The organism is Labrys sp. E2SS-1L (assembly GCF_057073705.1).
On the sequence record NZ_CP172712.1, the window covers coordinates 336792 to 355729 of the forward strand.

Consider the following 18938-nt stretch of genomic DNA (forward strand, 5'->3'; position numbering starts at 1 on the left):
GGCGATGTCGGGCTCGCTCGGCAAATTAAGCCCTAATGCCTTCTCATATTACCGGTGGCACTTCCACTGCAATGTCCTGATGACAGGCTCGGTAATCTTTGCCACTTTGCCGCCATGTCCGTCCCCGCCATAGCCCCCTCCTCGCTGTCGCGCCTGCTCCTGCAGGCGGGAAGCCGGCTGGCCGACATCATCCTGCCGCCGCGCTGTCTGAGCTGCCGGGAAACCACGGCCAGCCACGCCAATCTATGCGTGGCCTGCTGGCAGCAGCTGTCCCTGATCGAGCGGCCCTATTGCGAGAGACTGGGCATTCCCTTCGTCTACGACCATGGCGAGGGCATGGTGTCGGCCCAGGCGATCGCCGATCCGCCCGCCTATGGCCGGGCCAGGGCCGCGGCCCGCTATGAAGGCGCCGCCATCGAGCTGGTGCATCGGCTCAAATATGGCGACCGCGTCGAGATCGCGCCTTTCATGGGCCGACTGATGACCCAGGCCGGACAGGACGTGCTGGCCGACGCCGACATGCTGGTGCCGATACCGCTGCATCGCCTGCGGCTGTGGCGGCGGCGCTTCAACCAGGCCGCCCTGCTGGCGCGCGAGATCGGCAATCGGAGTGGGGTGACCTATGAACCGCTGCTGCTCGGCCGCTCCAGGCGCACGGCCCATCAGGTCGGCCTCAGCCGCAGGGAACGGGCCCGCAACGTGCAAGGCGCCTTCGTGGTCCCGCCAAGCGCCAGGCCTGCGATCAAGGGCAAGCGCATCGTGCTGATCGACGATGTGCTGACCTCCGGCGCCACGGGCGAAGCGGCGGCGCGTGCCCTGCTGCGGGCCGGAGCAGCCAATGTCGACATGCTGGTGTTCGCCCGGGTGGCGACGCCGATCGAGTAACCGAACGGGACTGCCTAACTTGGATCCGATAGACCAATCGCCTCTTCTCGCCTGGCCCGACAGCCGCGAGTCCCTGCACAGTTCCCTGAGCGAAGCCGGCCTCGCCCCCGAAAGCGTCGCCCGGCTCGCCGAGCAGGCCCGGCCGGCGCTGGTGCTGGAAACCACGCCTTGCGAGGAAAGCCGGATTCCGCTCGGCGCCAGCAAGATCGGCGGCCTGCCCGATTTACCCGACACCATGGCCTGGCCGGAACGCCCGCCCTATGCCGATGCGGCCGAACGCACCCAGGCGCATCTCACCGAGGCGGATCGCCTGGCCAGCGAAGCCACGCGACCAGGCTCATGGCTGACGCCCGAGCACGCCCGCGAAGCCAGCCGCGAGCAGAGCGATCTCGCCCGGGCGGTGACAGCGGTGTTTCCCCTCGCCTTCATCGCCCAACTCGATCTGGCCGCGCTGTCGTTGACCCCCGGCTTTCCCGCGGCACTGCCCCATCACGGCCGCCTGCTGCTGTTCTGCGACTATTGGGTGAAGCCGAAACCCTACGATCCCCATGCCGCGACCGGGCTGCGCCTGATCTGGGACAAGACCCCGGTGGAGCGCCTGGAGCGCAAGGTCGAACCCGCCGCCCTCGCGGCCCTGGCGCAGGAACGCTGGAGCAGCCGCTTCAAGCCGGCCGCCGTGACGGCGCGCCCCGTCGTCACCGCCATCCCGCCGAGCGACAAGGCCTTCGATGCCTTCCCGCATGGCGAGGAAGCCTCCACCTTCTGGGACGAGGATAGCGAGGAGATCCATTACGAGACCTGGCTCGGCCGCTACGGCACGCCGGACGGCAAAGGCGGCGCCAACCACCAGCTCGGCGGCTGGCCGCGCCCGCTGCAGAACGGCATGCAGGCCCAGGCCCAGCTGGCTTCGCACGGTATTTTCTGCGGCACGGGCGAGGCCTATGCCAGCGCGGAGGCTCGCAGGCTGCTGCGCTCGGCGGATCGCTGGCGCCTGCTGCTGCAGATCGGCCGGGACGATGCCCTCGGCCTGCTGCCCTCCGGCGCACTCTATATCCTGATGCGCGAGCACGACATGCGCATCCGCGCCTTCGACCGGGCCTGGATGGTCTTCCAGAAACCGTGAGCGGATGCCTGCGGCGCCGGGACGCCCCTTCTTGTCGGCCTGCGGCAACTGCCTATAATACCGATTGATTTTGGTTCTCCGCCTTCCCATCTGTGGGCGAGGTCGTTTGTGGATGGAATGAAGGCAATGCCGCCTGTCGTCGTGTATTCGAAATCCTGGTGCCCCTATTGCAAGGCGGCCAAGGCCCTGCTGACCCGCAAGGGCATTCCCTTCGAGGAGATCGACGTCGACGGCAAGCCCGAGCTGCAGGAAGCCATGAGCCTGCGCGCCAACGGGCGGCGCACGGTGCCGCAGATCTTCATCGGGGACACCCATGTCGGCGGCAGCGACGATCTTCATGATCTCGAGGCTGCCGGCGGCCTCGACAAGCTTCTCGCTGCCTGAGGGAGACCTTCCATGCGTTTCAAAGCCGCCGTCCTGCAAATGCGCTCCGGCCTGGTGCCCTCGGCCAATGTCGCCACCGTCGCCGCTGCCGCCCGCGAAGCCAAGGCCGCCGGAGCGGACTATCTGCAGACCCCCGAGATGACCACCGTGGTCAATCGCGACCGGGCCGCCATGATGGCCGTGATCGGCGACGAGAAGACCAATCCTGAGCTCGACGCCTTCCAGGCCATCGCCCGCGACAACGGCCTGCACCTCCATATCGGCTCCATGGCGGTGCGCGTGGGCGACAAGGCCGCCAACCGCGCCTTCGTCATCGATCCCAAGGGCGAGGTGCTCGCCTCCTATGACAAGATCCATCTGTTCGACGTCGATCTTGCCGGCGGCGAGTCCTGGCGCGAGTCCAATGCCTATGTCGGGGGCGAAGAGGCCGTGGCGGTCGACCTGCCCTTTGCCCGGCTGGGCCTTGCCATCTGCTATGATGTGCGCTTTCCCCAGCTCTTCCGCGCCTATGGCGATGCCAGCGCTGATGTGATCAGCGCACCGGCCTGCTTCACCAAGCAGACGGGCGAAGCCCATTGGCATGTGCTGCAGCGCGCCCGCGCCATCGAGAACGGCGCCTGGATGATCTCGGCCGCCCAGGTCGGCCATCACGACGACGGCCGCGACACCTATGGCCATTCCGTCATCGTCGATCCCTGGGGCAGGGTGGTCGCCGATGCCGGCGATACGCTCGGCTTGATCTATGGCGAGGTCGACGTGCATGCCGTGGCGGCGACACGCGGCAAGATCCCCAATCTCAAGAATGCGCGTTCGTTCACGGTAAAGACGGAACCCGCGCTGAGGGCTGCAGAGTGATTCGCTTTTCCCTCGTCTGCGACCAGGGGCACGAGTTCGAAAGCTGGTTTCGCGACAGTGCCGCCTATGACGACCAGGCCGAGCGCGGCCTGCTGAGCTGCGCCCATTGCGCCTCCACCAAGATCGGCAAGGCCATCATGGCGCCGCAGGTGGCTCGCAAGGATCGAGAAAGCGGAGATCCCGACACCAAAATTCGCGAAAACCTGCCGGCCTTGCCGCAGCCGGTAGCCCTGACCTCCCCGGAAGAACAGGCTTTGCGGACCAAGGTGCGCGAACTGCATGCCATGCTGACGGCGAAATCCGACTATGTCGGCGACAAATTCGCCGCCGAAGCCCGCAAGATGCATGATGGCGAGATCGAACATCGCACCATCCATGGTGAGGCGACCGGCGAGGATGTCCGCAGCCTGCTCGAGGACGGCATCGACATCCTGCCTCTGCCGATGCTGCCGGACGATCGGAACTAGCACTGGGCGGGCTGGTCTTCAGAGACTGACCGAAAAGTCATGGGAACCTCGACCTTTGTCATCACCGGGCTTGCCCCGGTGATCCAGGGCCTCAATCTCCACGGATTGCGGTAGCTGGATGCCCGGGACAAACCCGGGCATGACATAAGGTGGAGCTTTTCTCGGTTCCCTTGCGAATTTTGAGTCAGGCCCTTCAGGCCAGCCTGGAGAGGCAAAGCCTGCGGACAGGTCCGGCGGGTCTGAAGACCACGCCCCCAATCCCACCTTCCCTATCCGCGCGCTCGGCCCTACAGTTCCCGAAACGAAAGGGAGGTCGATTGCGCATCCTGCTGGTCGAGGACGCCGAGGATCTGGGCGATGCCATGGTGGCGAGGCTGCGCAGCTCCGGCCATGCCGTGGAGTGGCTACGCGACGGCGCGCTCGCTTCCGAGCGCCTGCGCGAGGAAACCTTCGACGCGGTGGTGCTCGACGTGATGCTGCCGGGCCGCGACGGCTTCGCCATCCTGTCCGATCTGCGCCGGGCCGGCCATGGCACGCCGGTCCTGGTGGTCACCGCCCGTTCGGAGGTCGACGACAAGATCAGCCTGCTCGATCTCGGCGCCGACGACTATCTGGTCAAGCCCTTCGACCTGCGCGAATTCGAGGCCAGGCTGCGCGCCGTGATGCGCCGGCCGGCTGGCATGCGCGCCAGCACCATCGAGGTCGAGGCCCTGACGATCGACCTCGCGGCGCGCACGGTCGCGATCCAGGGCAAGCCCATCGATTGCGGCCGGCGCGAATTCCGCCTGCTCGAAATCCTCGTCGCCAAGCTCGGCCAGGTGGCACCCAAGGAGCGGCTGATGGACCAGGTGTTCAGCCTCGACGACGAGGTCTCCATAAACGCCCTGGAACTGCTGGTCTCGCGGCTGCGCCGCAAGCTGCAGGGCGCCGGCATCGAGATCGTGACGATGCGCGGCGCTGGCTACATGGCGCGGCGGCATGACGGCACCTGACGCTCCTGCCCGCGCTACCGCCTCGATCCGCCGTCGCGTGCTGGCGGCCGCCCTCATCGTGCTTGCCCTCGCCGCGCTCGCCTTCATCGTCTTCATCCATTCCTATGCCCGCCGCGCCGCCGACGAGGCCTATGATCGATTGCTCACCGCCTCCGCCCTCACCATCGCCGGGGCCGTGCTGGTCGAGGAGGGGCGCGTCACCGTCGAACTGCCTTACGCCGCCCTCGCCATGCTCGGCTCGGGTGGTGACCGCATCTATTACCAGGTCGAGGCGCCCGACGGCGCCCTGGTCACCGGTTACGGCGACCTCGCCGAGGATCTGCCGGCCGTGCGCTCGGCCGAAACCGTCTTCGCCGATTCGAGTTTTCACGGCGAACCCGTGCGGGTCGCCAGCATCGGCCGCCTGATCTCGGCCAGCAACGCCGCCGGCTGGGTGACCATCCGCGTCGCCGAGACGCGCGGCGCGCGCACCGCCCTCGCTTCCGAGATCGCCTCACGCGCCGTGCTGCCGTTGATCGGCGTCCTCGTGCTCGCCTTGGCCCTGGTCTGGTTCGGCGTGCAGCGGGCCTTCGCGCCGCTCACCACGGTGGAAGCGGCGCTACGCGATCGGGCCCCGCAGGATCTTTCGCCCCTCGCCGTGCCGGTGCCCGTCGAGGTCAGCCAGCTCGTTGCCGCCCTCAACGACTTCATGCGCCGCCTCGCCAGCGTGATGAACGCCCTGTCGGGCGTAGTCGCCGATGCGGCCCATCAGGTGCGCACCCCGCTCGCCTCCCTGCGCGCCCAGGCCGAAGTGGCGCTGGACGAGCGCGACTACCAGGCCCTGCATGAGCGCGTGGCCAAGATCCACCGCAACGCCGTGCACGCCAGCGAGCTGGTGAGCCAGCTCCTGATGGAAGCGACGCTGACCCACCGGCTCGAGAGCCGCGAATCCGTCCTCATTCCCATCACCGACCTCGTCGAGGACGTCGCACGCCGCTTCGACCCCGATGAGGCCGGACGCCTCGCCGTGACCATCGCCCCCACCCTGGCCGGCGCCCGCCTCAAGGGCGATCGCCTCGCCTTGCAGGAGATGTTGCGCAACCTCGCTGGCAATGCCCTGCTCTATGCCCCCGGCAGCGCAGTGGAGATCGTGGCCGAGCCGGCGGGGAAGGAACGCGTGCTCGTCAGGGTATGCGACCGCGGCCCCGGCATTCCCAATGCGGAGAAGGAAACCGTGCTCCAGCGCTTCCAGCGCGGGCATGCGGGCGCCGGCACCGTGGGTTCGGGGCTCGGCCTGCCGATCGCCCGCACCGTGGCGCAGGCCCATGGCGGCAGCCTGTCCCTGCAGGATCGGCCCGGTGGTGGGCTGGAGGTCCGGCTCGAACTGCCACTGGCGCCGGAGCCCGCGAGGGTGCGCGTGGTTCTCAAGCGTGGCGCCGCGGCCATCGCCCTGGCCCTCGGGATCGCCGCCGGAGGCGGCTGGATCGATGCCGCCCAAGCCGCCCCCAAACCCTATCCGGCACCGGTAGCGGGCGGACCGACGCTCTCGATCCTCGGCACCACCGACACACCGCAATTCGAATTGCTGATCCACGACTTCCAGGAACTGCATCCCGACGTCAATGTCACCTATGAGGAAACCGATACGCTGCCGCTCTATCAGCGCACGCAGGAGAAGCGGCTGGATGCCGACGTCGATCTCCTGGTTTCCTCGGCCGCCGACCTGCAGGTCAAGCTCGCCAATGATGGCCACGCCCTCCCCCACGCCTCGCCTTTGCTGCCGGCCCTTCCTGCCTGGGCGAGCTGGCGCTCGGAGATTTTCGGCTTCACCTTCGAACCGATCGTCATCGTCTATAACCGCGCGCTTGTGCCCGACGCACGAGCCCCGCATTCCCATCTCGCTCTCACCGAACTCCTGGAACAGGAAACCGACCGCTTCCGCGGCAAGGTGGCGACCTACGATATCGGCAAGAGCGGAGTCGGCCATCTGCTGGCGGCACAGGATGCCCAGATCTCCTCGAACTTCTGGCGCCTGACCCGCGCTCTCGGCCGGGCCGACGTCAAGCTTTCGGGCTCCAGCCCAGCCATCCTGGAGGGAGTCGCCTCCGGCTCCCTGGCGCTGGGCTACAATGTGCTCGGCTCCTACGCCTATGCCCGCCAGCGCCTCGACAAGCGCATCGGCATCGTCATTCCCGACGATTACGCCCTCATCCTCACCCGCGTGATGCTGGTGCCGCGCTGGGCCAACCAGCCCGATCTCGGCCGCACCTTCATCGACTATGCCCTCTCCCCCCGGGGACAGGCGGTGGTGGCAGGCCAGGCGGCGCTGGGCTCGATCGTGCCAGGCACGCCAGGCGGCTGGACAGCCGAGCGCATCAGCGCCGCTTCACGCGGCGTGCTGCAGCCGATTACACTCGGCCCGGCCCTGTTGGTGGCCCTCGACCAGGAGCGCAAGGCCCGCTTCCTGGCGACCTGGCGCCAACTCGTCACCGACGGCTCGCGCTGACAGGTCGCTGACAGGAATAGTTGCTATCGTATCTGCAACCGGACCTGGCAAGGTCCGGAACAAGACGTAGGGCGCTGGGGGGAACGGCTGCCATGGAGCGGCCTCGAGGTGCATGTCCCTTCCTCCTTTCCCTACCCGCACGATCGCAAGCGTTCGGCCATGAACGCTTTGCTCAGGGAGGAAATGATGAAGAGACTCTTGCTTGCCTGCGCCACCGCGGGCGCCCTGGCTTTTTCCAGCCTCACGGCTTTTGCCCAGACGGCGGGCTATGAGATCATGGCTCCGGCCGCACCGGGCGGCGGTTGGGACCAGACCGCCCGCACCATGCAGATCGCGCTGCGCACCGAAAAGATCGCCCGCAACGTGCAGGTCAACAACGTCGCCGGCGCCGGCGGCACCATCGGCCTGGCCCAATTCGTCAACCAGGCCAAGGGCAATCCCTCCGCGCTGATCGTCGGCGGCTATGTCATGGTCGGCGCCATCCTCACCAACAATTCCGCCGTCAGCTTGGCCGACGTCACGCCGATCGCCCGCCTCACCGGCGAGAGCGAAGCCATCGTCGTGCCGGCCTCCTCGCCGATCAAGACGCTGGGTGACCTGGTCGAGGCCCTCAAGAAGGATCCGGGCTCCGTCTCCTGGGCCGGCGGCTCGGCCGGCGGCACCGACCACATCACCGCCGGCCTTTTCGCCAAGGCCGTGGGCGTCGATCCCTCCAAGATCAACTATGTCGCCTTCGCCGGCGGCGGCGAGGCCGTTGCGGCCGTGCTCAGCGAGCAGGTGACGGCCGGCATTTCCGGCTATGGCGAATTCGAGAGCCAGATCAAGGGCGGCGCGCTGCGCCTGCTGGCCGTCTCCGGCGCCAAGCGCATCGACGGTGTCGATGCCCCCACCTTCAAGGAAGCCGGCGTGGACGTTGCCCTGGAAAATTGGCGCATGGTCGCCGCCGCTCCCGGCATCACGCCCGAGCAGAAGGCCGCCATCACCGCCGACATCGAAAAGATGGTGAAGTCGAAGACCTGGCAGGACACGCTCAAGACCCGCGGCTGGACCGACACCTATCTGTCCGGTGACGCCTTCGATGCCGCCTTGAAGAGCGACATCGCCGCCACCGGCACGGTGCTCAAAGACATCGGCCTGGTCAAATGAGCAGCGCCGGGGGCAGAACGGAGCACGGGCGTCCGCCCGGCTCCACCGTCGCCGGGCTGGTGATCGCAGCCGGCCTGGTGATCCTCGCCGTCGTCATCGGCATCGATGCGGCCATGCTCAACACCAAGGTCGCCAGCGACCCGCTCGGGCCGGCCGCCTTCCCCTACGCCGTCGCGGCCGGACTGCTCGTCCTCGCGGTGGCCACGGTCATCTCCGCCCTGCGCGGCAAGACGCCGACGCCGGAGGAGAGCCAGGATTTCACCGCAGTCGGCTGGGTGATCGCCGGCCTGCTGGCGCAGATCCTGCTCATCGCCGTCAATGCCGGCTTCTCGCTCGCCAGCGGCCTGCTGTTTGGACTGGCCGCCCGCGGCTTCGGCAAGCCGCTCTGGCTGGCCAGCCTGGTCGGCGTGGCACTCTCCTTCCTGACCTGGCTGGCGTTCTCGCAGCTCCTGCAATTGTCGCTGCCGCAGGGACCGCTCGAACATGCGGTCTCCGCGCTCCTGAGTGATTGAAACGCTCATCGGCTGCAGTCGCGCATCCTTTGATTCTTGTTGAAGTCCAGCCGCCCCTCACCCTTACCCTCTCCCCGTAAGGACGGGGCGAGGGAGGCGCAGGCGTTGCACTAATCCTCCAGCCTCTCATCGCGCCCGACGGTTGGGCGAGATAGGGCCATTTCGTATGAAGCGCGCGGCAGAAGCCTCCCTCGCCCCGTCCTTACGGGGAGAAGGTAAGGGTGAGGGGCAGCGGCACCTTGCGATAGGGGGGTAAGCAACTCCCTACCGGTTTTTCTGAAAAACGCTCATAGGACCCTTCGATGCAGACATTCGGTCATCTGGTCGACGGATTGGCGGTCGCCCTGCAACCGTTCAACCTCATCTGCGCCTTCATCGGTGTTACGTTGGGCACGCTGATCGGCGTGTTGCCCGGCATCGGCCCGGCGCTGACCATCGCCCTGCTCCTGCCGGTGACCTTCCAGCTCGACCCTTCGGGCACCGGCGCGCTCATCATGTTCGCCGGCATCTACTACGGCGGCATGTATGGCGGCTCGACCACCTCCATCCTGCTCAATACGCCGGGCGAAAGCTCCTCGATGGTCACCGCCGTCGAAGGCAACAAGATGGCCAAGGCCGGGCGAGGCGGCCCTGCTCTGGCCACGGCCGCGATCGGCTCCTTCGTTGCCGGCCTCTTGGCGACACTGGCCTTGGCCTTCATCGCGCCTTGGGTGGTCAAGTTCGCCCTGTCCTTCAAGTTCATCGACAAATTCGCCCTGATGGTGCTCGCCTTCGTCACCGTATCGGCTGCGTTCGGCAATTCGGCCCTCCGGGGCCTGACTTCGCTGTTCATCGGCCTCGTCATCGGCCTGATCGGCAAGGATATCGTCAGCGGCCAGAACGGGCGCCTGACCATGGGCCTGGCCGATCTGCGCGGCGGCATCGAGGTCACCATCCTTGCCGTCGCCCTGTTCGCCATCGGCGAAGCGCTGGCCGTCGCGGCCACCCACCAGCTCAGCACAGGCACGGTGGAGGCGATCAAGGGTTCGATCTGGATGGGCCGAGAGGACTGGCGGCGTTCCTGGAAGCCCTGGCTGCGCGGCACTTTGTTCGGTTTCCCGATCGGGGCGATGCCGGCGGGCGGTGCGGAGATCGGCACCTTCCTCTCCTATGCCGCGGAGAAGCGCCTGGCCGAAAAACCCGAAGAGTTCGGCCACGGTGCCATCGAAGGGGTCGCCGGGCCGGAAGCGGCCAACAACGCCTCGGCCGCCGGCACGCTGGTGCCGCTGCTCACGCTCGGCCTGCCGACCTCGGCGACCGCCGCCGTCATGCTTGCCGGCTTCCAGCAATTCGGCCTGCAGCCCGGCGCCCAGCTCTTCACCTCCAATCCCGAGCTGGTCTGGGGTCTGATTGCCAGCCTGCTGGTCGCCAATTTCATGCTGCTGGCACTGAACCTGCCGCTGGTCGGCCTGTGGGTGAAGCTGCTCACCATCCCACGCCCCTGGCTCTATGCCGGCATCCTCCTGTTCGCCACGCTCGGCACGCTCGCGGCCAATCCCTCGCCCGCCCAGCTCGCCATGCTGCTCGCCTTCGGCCTGATGGGCTACGGCCTCAGGCTCTACGACTATCCGATCGCACCGGTGGTGGTGGGGCTGATCCTAGGACCGCTTGCCGAAGAACAGCTTCGCAAGGCGCTCCAGCTGCATCAGGGCTTCTTCAGCTCGGTGCCGGCGGTGGTCCTCTTCAGCACCGCCGCCCTGGCTCTCGTCGTCCCGGCCTATATGCGCTGGCGCGGGCGCGGCAAGGTTCTCACCCAGCTCGCCGCTTCGGAGGATTGAAACCACGTTCCGGCAGCCATGCCGGAACGTTACTTTTCTTTCATCTCGACTTGCAGTACACCACCCGCACCAGGCCGGGCCCCTCTGGCAGTTCCCAATGCGTAGCGTTCCGGGAACTGTGATGTCGGACTGGAGCAAACAGAGCGGTCCCGGCGCGTCGGCGTCCCCCAGCGCCCCAGGCTTTCCTCCTGGTTCGAATCGGCACCGCTCTCCCGCACCGGAACGAGAGAGCCTTCTTCCATGCCCGATATCCTTGCCATCCTGTCGGAAGCCATTTCCGTCTCCTCCCTGGTCGCCCTCGGCCAGGTCATCCTGATCGACCTGGTCCTGGCCGGCGACAATGCCATCGTCATCGGCCTTGCCGCAGCCGGCCTTCCCAAGGAACAGCGCACCCGCGCCATCCTGATCGGCATCGCCGCCGCCACCGTATTGCGCATCTTCTTTGCCGCCATCACGACCCAGCTTCTCGCCATTGTCGGGCTTCTGCTCGCCGGCGGCATCCTGCTCCTGTGGGTGTGCTGGAAGATGTGGCGCGAGCTGAGCACCAGCCATAGCGAGGAAGCCGCCGCCCAGCACGCCCTCGACGGCGACGGGGAGAACGGCAATGGCTCGAGCAACGGCACTCCGCGCAAGACTTTTGCCCAGGCCGCCTGGCAGATCGTGGTCGCCGACGTCTCGATGTCGCTCGACAACGTCCTCGCCGTCGCCGGTGCGGCGCGCGACCATCTGTGGGTGCTGATCTTCGGCCTGGTCGTCTCGATCGCGCTGATGGGCATCGCGGCGAGCCTGATCGCCCGCCTGCTCAATCGCTATCGCTGGATCGCCTATGTCGGCCTGCTCGCCATCCTCTATGTCGCCGGCGACATGATCTATCGCGGCGCCAAGGAAGTCTGGCCCCTGATGTTCTGAGGCGGTCGACCCGAACGTCATCCAGGCCGGCAGCAATGCCGGCCTTTTTTCTGGATCGGCATCCATGTTGCCTGCGGATGATGAACGCCCCTCAGGAATCACTTCCGGTTTCAGGGCGTCGTTCACCGCTGCAAGCCGGCTCGGGGACGCCGGCAATACCGGCCTGATATGAACGGGATAGCGACGATTTAGAGGCAAGATCCGACCGCCCATTGCCGTTTGCCTCGTCGAATCTTCTGAGGTACGTTCCCGAAAGATCGGGACAGGTGGAACCATGGCGCGGGCAACGGTGCACGATCTGGCGCGTGCGGCAGGCGTGAGCCTGGCCACCATCGACCGCGTGCTCAATCGCCGCGGCGGCGTGCGGCCGGCGACGATCGAGAAGGTCGAGCAGGCCATGGCCCGGCTGAATTATCGCCGCGACATGGCAGCAGCCATGCTGGCCAAGCAGCAGGAATATCGCTTCGTCTTTCTCGTGCCGGTCGGCGTGAACACCTTCATGCGCAATCTGGCGAACGAGGCGACACGCCTGTCCGATCTCAACGCCGCCGACCGGATCAGCATCCGCGTCGTCGAGATCCCGCCCTTCGATGACGACAAGCTCGCCGGGATCCTCAACGGCCTCGACAGCACCGATATTTCGGGCGTGGCCGTGGTCGCCACCGAGAACGCCCAGATACGCCAGGCCATCGACCGGCTGGCCGAGCGCGGCATACCGGTGGTGACGCTGGTGTCCGACGTGCCGGCCTCGCGCCGCGCCCATTTCGTCGGCATCGACAACAGCGCCGCCGGGCGCACTGCCGGCTCGCTGATGGGGCGCTTTCTGCGCGGGCGATCAGGCCGCATTGCCGTGCTTGCCGGCTCGATGCTGCTGCGCGACCATGTCGAGCGCCATTTCGGCTTTGAACGCGTGCTGCGTACCGAATATCCCGATCTCGTCACCCTGCCTGTGATCGAAGGCCGCGACAATGGCACTATCGTGGAGGAAGTGCTCGGCGCCCTGCTCGACAACCATCCTGACATCATCGGCCTCTACAGCCTCGGTGGCGGCAATCGCGGCGTGATCGCCGCCTTGAACAAGCGCCATGCCGGTGCCCGCATCTGCGTGATCGCGCATGAATTGACCACCCATTGCCGCGAAGCCCTGGTCGACGGCACCTTCGATGCCATCCTCAACCAGGACCCTGGCCACGAAGCCCGCAGCGCCATGCGCGTACTGCGCGCCCTCACCGACGGCCAGCCGATCGACCAGGGCCAGGAACGCATCCGCATCGACATCTATCTCAGGGACAATCTGCCCTGAGGCTGTTCACGCCGCGCGCGAAAACACCATCATGTAGTTGACGTCGGTGTCGCGGCTGAGCCGCCATTCGTCCAGCAGGGGATTGTAGATCACGCCGCAGCGGTCGAGCTCGACCAAGCCTTGCGGCGTCACCGCCTCCTCGATCTCCGCCGGCTTGACGAACTTGTTCCAGTCATGCGTGCCACGCGGCACCCAGCCCAGCACCTTCTCGGCCGCCACGATCGCCAGCGCATAGGCCTTCATGGTGCGGTTGAGGGTGGCGACGAAGAGGAGGCCGCCGGGCTTCACCATATCGGCACATGTCTTAAGGAAGGCGGCGGGGTCGGTGACATGCTCGACGATCTCCATCGCCAGCACCACGTCGAAGCGCTCGCCGGCCGCTTCGAGCTCCTCGGCCGGCAGGACGCGATAGTCGATGGCGAGGCCCGAGCGGGCGGCATGGGCCTTGGCCATTTCGACATTGGTCGCGGCCATGTCGATACCGACGACCTCGCCTCCGAGCTTGGCCAGCGGTTCGCTGAGCAGGCCGGCACCGCAGCCGATATCGGCGAGCCTGAGGCCCTTGAGCCCGTCGAGGGCGACGGAGGAGCGGCCGAAATGCCCGGCGATCTGGTCCCGCACATAGCGCAGGCGCACCGGATTCAGCCGGTGCAGCGCCCGCATGGTGCCGCGCGGGTTCCACCAATCGGCCGCCATCGCCTCGAAACGTTCGATTTCCTTGGGATCGACCGACGAACCCGTGCCTGCTGCGCTCATTGCCTGCGTCCTGGAGAAAAGCGCGTTTCGACGGAAACGCTTGCTTGCTCCAGCTCCTTGTTTCCAAGCCAATCCGACGGATTGGCTAGTGCCTCTTGCGATTCTTGCCGATTCCGTCAAATCGCAAAACGCAAAAATTGCGTGGTACCGAGCAGAAAATTGCCATTTTCAGCAACCTGTGTGACCCCGATCTGCCCCTAAGGCAACCGCATTAACAATGCCCCGCTCTCTTTCTCGATATTGTCATCGCAATTTGGCAATTTCCGTCGCGCCTGGACTTTGAGCGGCCTTAATTTCAGCTATGGTCACCAAGCCGCATCGACCGGGCAAAGCCGGCCTTCCCAGGGTGAGAAATCCTCGTCCTGGGAAGGCCGGCACGGTGTTCGGCCAATGTGGAATTTCCGAGCCCGTCGACGGGCGGGTTCGGAAATTCCACAGAGCGCTGCAAGCAGGCGGCGTAGCAAGAAGGGATGAACGAGATGGCGTGGCGCGATGATGAAGCCCGGGCGGCCCTGATCCACAAGGCGGCAAGGAGCCTTCAGCCAGGCAAGACCCCTCCCACTTTCGCCGAGGTGCTCTTCGGCCGAACCACCCTCGAAGACCTCGCCACCCATGACGCCGCCTCGCTCGCCTTCCTGGCCGAGCAGGCCTGGGACCATGTCCAGCGCCGCACGCCCGGCCATGCCGATATCCGCGTCGTCAATCCCGACATGCCCGATGGCCGCGAGATCTCGGTCATCGAGATCCTCAACGACAACATGCCCTTCCTGTTCGATTCCACCATGGCCGAGCTTTCGGAGCGTGGAATCGAAGCGCAACTGGTTGCCCATCCCATCATCGCGCTGGAGCGCGATGCCCAGGGCAAGCTCGTGCAGTTCTTCGGCGACGCCTTGCCGGAAGGCAGCAAGGGCGTGCGCGAGAGTCTCATCCACATCCATATCGCCCGCATCGATTCGGACGCCGACCGGCAGAACCTGATCGACGGACTGACGCTGGTGTTCAACGATGTCGGGGCCTGCGTGAGGGACTGGCGCGCCATGCGCGATCGGGTGGAGCAGGCGATTGAATCCTTCCGCACCAACCCGCCACCTCTGCCGGTCGATGAGATCGCCGAGGCAAACCAGCTCCTGCAATGGATCTGCTCCGACAACTTCACCTTCCTGGGCCTGCGCGAATATCGCTTCTCGACCGACAGCGACGCTTCCGACGAGGTCAGCGAGGGCGAAGGCCTCGGCATCCTCAGGGATCCCGAGGTCAAGATCCTGCGCCGCGGCACCGAACTGGTGGTGATGACGCCGGAAATCCGCGAATTCATGCGCGAGCCGACGATCCTGATCGTCACCAAGGCGAATGTGAACAGCCGCGTCCACCGCCGGGTGCGCATGGACTATATCGGCGTCAAGCTCTACACGCCGGACGGGCGGGTCGAGGGCGAATTGCGCGTCGTCGGCCTGTTCACCTCGGCGGCCTATACGCGCTCGGTGCGCCAGATCCCCTATGTCCGCCACAAGGTCGCCCAAGTGCTGCAGCGCGCCGGGCTCGACCCGCAGAGCCATTCAGGCAAGGCGATCCTGCATATCCTCGAGGAATATCCGCGCGACGAACTCGTCCAGGTCGATTCCGAGACGCTCTACAACTTCGCCATGGAGATCCTGCTGCTCTATGAGCGCCCACGCCTGCGCGCGTTGGTGAGGGCCGACAAATTCGACCGCTTCGTTTCTATCCTCGTCTTCATTCCGCGCGAGAAATACGACACCGACGTGCGCATCGGCGTCGGCAATTATCTGGCCAACGCCTATAAGGGCCGCCTTTCCGCTTCCTATGCCGCCTTCCCCGAGGGGCCGCTGGCGCGCGTGCACTACATCATCGGCCGCTATGAGGGCGATACCCCTCTCATCGAGCGCTCGGTGCTGGAAGCCGGCATCACCGCGATCGCCACCAATTGGGGCGACAAGCTCAGGGCCGCCCTGACCGGCACCACCGACGGCATGCGCGCGCGCCTGCTCGGCAACCGCTATGCCAATGCCTTCACCGGCGGCTATCCCGAGACCTTCTCCACCGCCCAGGCGATCGCCGATATCGGCGTGATCGAGAAACTGACGCCTGCCCGCCCCGTTGCGATCCTGGTCTATCGCCTGGAGGAGGACGACACGCCCTCTCGCTGCGGCCTCAAGGTCTTCTCGCAGGGTGCGCCGATGTCGCTGTCCTATCGCGTGCCGGTGATCGAGAATCACGGCATGCGCGTGGTGGACGAGCGCACCTACGAGATCACGCCATCAGCCAAGCCGGCACCCGCCCCGGTCTGGCTCCACGACATGACGGTGGAGACCAGCGACGGCGAGCCGATCCCGCCCGGCATCGACTTCCAGCACCGCCTCGAGGCCTCGATCATGGCGGTGGTCGGCGACTATGCCGAATCCGACGGCTACAACGCCCTGATCCTGCGCACCTCGCTGGGCTGGCGTGAGATTTCCGCCATCCGGGCCCTGTCGCGCTATCTGCGCCAGATCCGTGCACCCTTCAGCCAGGACTATATGTGGGAGACGGCGCGCAAGAACCCGCAGATCACCGCCAGCATCGTGGCGCTGTTCCGGGCCCGGCACGATCCGAGGCTGACGGCCACCGATGCCGAACGCACCGCGCATGAAGCCGAGATCGTGAGCGAGATCGAAGAGCAGCTGCAATCGGTCTCCTCGCTCGACGAAGACCGCATCCTGCGCCGCTTCACCAATCTGGTGCAGGCGATCATGCGCACCAATCTCTGGCAGGTCGGCCCGGATGGCCAGCCCCGGCCGGTGATCAGCTTCAAGTTCGAATGCCGCAAGGTCGAGGGCCTGCCGGCCCCCAAGCCCCTCTACGAGATCTTCGTCTATTCGCCGCGGGTGGAAGGCATCCATCTGCGCTTCGGCAAGGTGGCGCGCGGCGGCCTGCGCTGGTCCGACCGCCCCCAGGATTTCCGCACCGAGATCCTCGGACTGGTCAAGGCACAGCAGGTCAAGAATGCAGTGATCGTGCCTGTCGGCGCCAAGGGCGGATTCGTGCCCAAGCGCCTGCCGCCGCCGTCCAACCGCGACGCCTGGCTGGCAGAGGGGACGGAAGCCTACCGCATCTTCATCCGCTCGCTGCTCGAACTCACCGACAATCTGGACGGCGACAACATCGTGCCGCCCGACAACACCGTGCGCCATGACGGCGACGACCCCTATCTGGTGGTTGCGGCCGACAAGGGCACCGCCACCTTCTCCGATACGGCCAACGCCATCTCCATCGAGAAGCATCATTGGCTGGGCGACGCCTTCGCTTCGGGCGGCAGCCAGGGCTATGACCACAAGAAGATGGGCATCACCGCCCGCGGCGCCTGGGAGGCGGTCAAGCGGCATTTCCGCGAACTCGGCACCGATATCCAGGTCGAGCCCTTCACCGCCGTCGGCGTCGGCGACATGTCGGGCGACGTCTTCGGCAACGGCATGCTGCTGTCGCCGGCCACCAAGGTGGTCGCCGCCTTCGACCATCGCGACATCTTCATCGATCCCTCGCCCGATCCGGTCACCAGCCATGCCGAGCGACTGCGCATGTTCAACCTGCCGCGCTCGAGCTGGCAGGACTACGACAAGGCGCTGATCTCCAAGGGCGGCGGCGTGTTCTCGCGTTCGCTCAAGGCCATCCCGCTTTCCGCCGAAATGCGCGCTTTGCTCGATCTCGACAAGGCCGAAGCGACGCCCACCGAGGTGATGACGGCGATCCTCAAGGCCCGCGCCGATCTCCTGTGGTTCGGCGGCATCGGCACCTATATCCGCGCCGCCAGCGAGACTGACGACCAGGTCGGCGACCGCGCCAACGATCCCATCCGCATCACCGGCGCCGATGTCAGGGCCCGGGTGATCGGCGAGGGCGCCAATCTCGGTGCCACCCAGCGCGGCCGCATCGAGGCGGCACAGAAGGGCATCAAGCTCAACACCGACGCGATCGACAATTCTGCCGGTGTCAACACCTCCGACGTCGAGGTGAACATCAAGATCGCTCTCGCCCGGCCCGAGCGCGACCAGCGCCTCACGCAGGCCGATCGCAACATCCTGCTGGCGGCAATGACCGACGAGGTCGGCTCGCTGGTGCTGCGCAACAACTATCTGCAGACGCTGGCGCTCTCGCTCTCCGAACGCAAGGGCGTGGCCGAGACCGGCTTCCTCACCCGCCTGATGCAGTCGCTCGAACAGCGCGGCCTGCTCGACCGCGCCGTGGAGTTTTTGCCGGACGACGTCGCCATCGCCGAGCGCACCCGCCGCGGCCAGGCCCTGACACGGCCGGAACTGGCCGTGCTGCTCGCCTATGCCAAGCTGACGCTCTATGACGACCTGCTCCTCACCAACGTGCCGGACGATCCCTATCTCGCCCGCGAACTGACGGTGTATTTCCCGCCGGAGGTGCAGAACCGGTTCCCCGACGCCGTCGAGAACCATCGCCTCAGGCGCGAGATCATCGCCACCAATCTCGCCAACGGCATCATCAACCGCGGCGGCCCCGCCTGCGTGGTGCGCCTCAGCGACGAGACCGACGCCGACGTCACCACCATCGCTATGGCCTTCGCCGCCGTGGATGAATCCTATGGCCTGCGCTATCTCTACGATGCCATCGATGCCCTGGATAACCGCATCGACGGGCAGCTCCAGCTCAGCCTCTACGGCTTCCTGCAGGATCTCCTGCTCTCGCGCGTGGTCTGGTTCGTGCGCAATGTCGACTTCTCGCCCGGGCTGGAAGCGGTGATCGCCCGTTTCGGCGCCGGTGTCCACGAGATCGCCATCGGCCTCGACACCACCTTGCCGGAGGCGATGCAGGCAGCCCGCCTCAAGCGCATCCGCGAACTGGTCGAGGGCGGTGTGCCCGAAGACCTCGCCGGCAGGATGGGCAATCTGGATCCGCTGGTGTCGGCGCCCGACATCGTGCTGGTGGCGGGCCGCACCGGCCGGGCCATCGGCGACACCGCAGCCACCTTCTATGCGGCGGAAGCCAATTTCCAGCTCGACCGCATCGTCACGGCCGCCCGCGCCGTGCCCGCCAGCGATTATTTCGAGCGCCTCGCCATCGACCGGGCCATCGAACAGATCGCGGCAGCCGAGCGACGCCTGGTCGCCGACATGCTGGCGACCGGCCTGTCCGGCCAGGCGGCGACGGAGGCCTGGCTCGAAGCCCATCCGGAAGCCGCGCGCATCCGCCGCTCGGTGGAGGAAATCGCGGCCAGCGGCCTGACCCTGGCCAAGCTCGCCGTGGCGGCCAACATGCTGGGCGATCTCGTCAGAGAGTGACGAG

General features: G+C 66.4%; 14 protein-coding genes. 13 read left to right on the forward strand and 1 reads right to left on the reverse strand.

The window, feature by feature from the left end:
- Positions 1-114: 114 nt before the first annotated feature.
- The 12 genes from ACIGJE_RS01540 to ACIGJE_RS01595 all read left to right on the forward strand — a co-directional run bounded on the left by ACIGJE_RS01540 (position 115) and on the right by ACIGJE_RS01595 (position 12878).
- A complete protein-coding gene (locus tag ACIGJE_RS01540) occupies positions 115-885 on the forward strand; it encodes a ComF family protein (RefSeq protein WP_311937576.1) in 771 nt (256 codons plus the stop codon).
- A 19-nt stretch (positions 886-904) separates the two neighbouring features.
- Positions 905-2008, forward strand: coding sequence for a DUF1963 domain-containing protein (locus tag ACIGJE_RS01545; protein WP_415086916.1), 1104 nt, complete (start codon positions 905-907; stop codon positions 2006-2008).
- 126 nt (positions 2009-2134) lie between these two features.
- Positions 2135-2392 carry a glutaredoxin 3 gene (gene grxC / locus ACIGJE_RS01550; protein WP_311937584.1) on the forward strand — a complete coding sequence of 86 codons (258 nt, stop codon included), beginning with the start codon at positions 2135-2137 and terminating at the stop codon, positions 2390-2392.
- 12 nt (positions 2393-2404) lie between these two features.
- Complete coding sequence (locus ACIGJE_RS01555) at positions 2405-3247, forward strand: carbon-nitrogen hydrolase family protein (protein WP_311937587.1); 843 nt, start codon at positions 2405-2407, stop codon at positions 3245-3247.
- The gene (locus ACIGJE_RS01560) at positions 3244-3714 is read left to right on the forward strand and encodes a DUF1178 family protein (RefSeq protein WP_415086913.1); all 471 of its coding nucleotides are present in this window, start codon (positions 3244-3246) and stop codon (positions 3712-3714) included. Before ACIGJE_RS01555 ends, ACIGJE_RS01560 begins: the two co-directional genes overlap by 4 nt.
- A 317-nt stretch (positions 3715-4031) precedes the next feature.
- A complete protein-coding gene (locus ACIGJE_RS01565) occupies positions 4032-4706 on the forward strand; it encodes a response regulator transcription factor (RefSeq protein ID WP_311937592.1) in 675 nt (224 codons plus the stop codon).
- Positions 4693-7191, forward strand: a complete 2499-nt coding sequence (locus tag ACIGJE_RS01570; protein WP_483679140.1) for a sensor histidine kinase — start codon at positions 4693-4695, stop codon at positions 7189-7191. Before ACIGJE_RS01565 ends, ACIGJE_RS01570 begins: the two co-directional genes overlap by 14 nt.
- A gap of 186 nt (positions 7192-7377) precedes the next feature.
- On the forward strand, positions 7378-8337 hold the full coding sequence (locus ACIGJE_RS01575) for a Bug family tripartite tricarboxylate transporter substrate binding protein (protein WP_394311258.1): 960 nt from the start codon (positions 7378-7380) through the stop codon (positions 8335-8337).
- The gene (locus tag ACIGJE_RS01580) at positions 8334-8849 is read left to right on the forward strand and encodes a tripartite tricarboxylate transporter TctB family protein (protein WP_367626165.1); all 516 of its coding nucleotides are present in this window, start codon (positions 8334-8336) and stop codon (positions 8847-8849) included. The genes ACIGJE_RS01575 and ACIGJE_RS01580 overlap by 4 nt, the downstream gene beginning before the upstream one ends.
- 302 nt (positions 8850-9151) lie before the next feature.
- Positions 9152-10666, forward strand: a complete 1515-nt coding sequence (locus ACIGJE_RS01585) for a tripartite tricarboxylate transporter permease (protein ID WP_483679142.1) — start codon at positions 9152-9154, stop codon at positions 10664-10666.
- 240 nt (positions 10667-10906) lie between these two features.
- Positions 10907-11575, forward strand: coding sequence for a TerC family protein (locus ACIGJE_RS01590; protein ID WP_376717683.1), 669 nt, complete (start codon positions 10907-10909; stop codon positions 11573-11575).
- 274 nt (positions 11576-11849) lie between these two features.
- Positions 11850-12878, forward strand: a complete 1029-nt coding sequence (locus tag ACIGJE_RS01595; protein WP_311937607.1) for a LacI family DNA-binding transcriptional regulator — start codon at positions 11850-11852, stop codon at positions 12876-12878.
- 6 nt (positions 12879-12884) lie between these two features.
- On the opposite strand, the gene ubiG is transcribed toward ACIGJE_RS01595, so the two are convergent.
- The gene (ubiG, locus tag ACIGJE_RS01600) at positions 12885-13634 is read right to left on the reverse strand and encodes a bifunctional 2-polyprenyl-6-hydroxyphenol methylase/3-demethylubiquinol 3-O-methyltransferase UbiG (RefSeq protein WP_483679143.1); all 750 of its coding nucleotides are present in this window, start codon (positions 13632-13634) and stop codon (positions 12885-12887) included.
- A 479-nt stretch (positions 13635-14113) separates the two neighbouring features.
- Here ubiG and ACIGJE_RS01605 point away from each other — a divergent pair, with 479 nt between their 5' ends.
- Positions 14114-18934, forward strand: coding sequence for an NAD-glutamate dehydrogenase (locus ACIGJE_RS01605; protein ID WP_483679145.1), 4821 nt, complete (start codon positions 14114-14116; stop codon positions 18932-18934).
- Positions 18935-18938 lie beyond the last annotated feature (4 nt).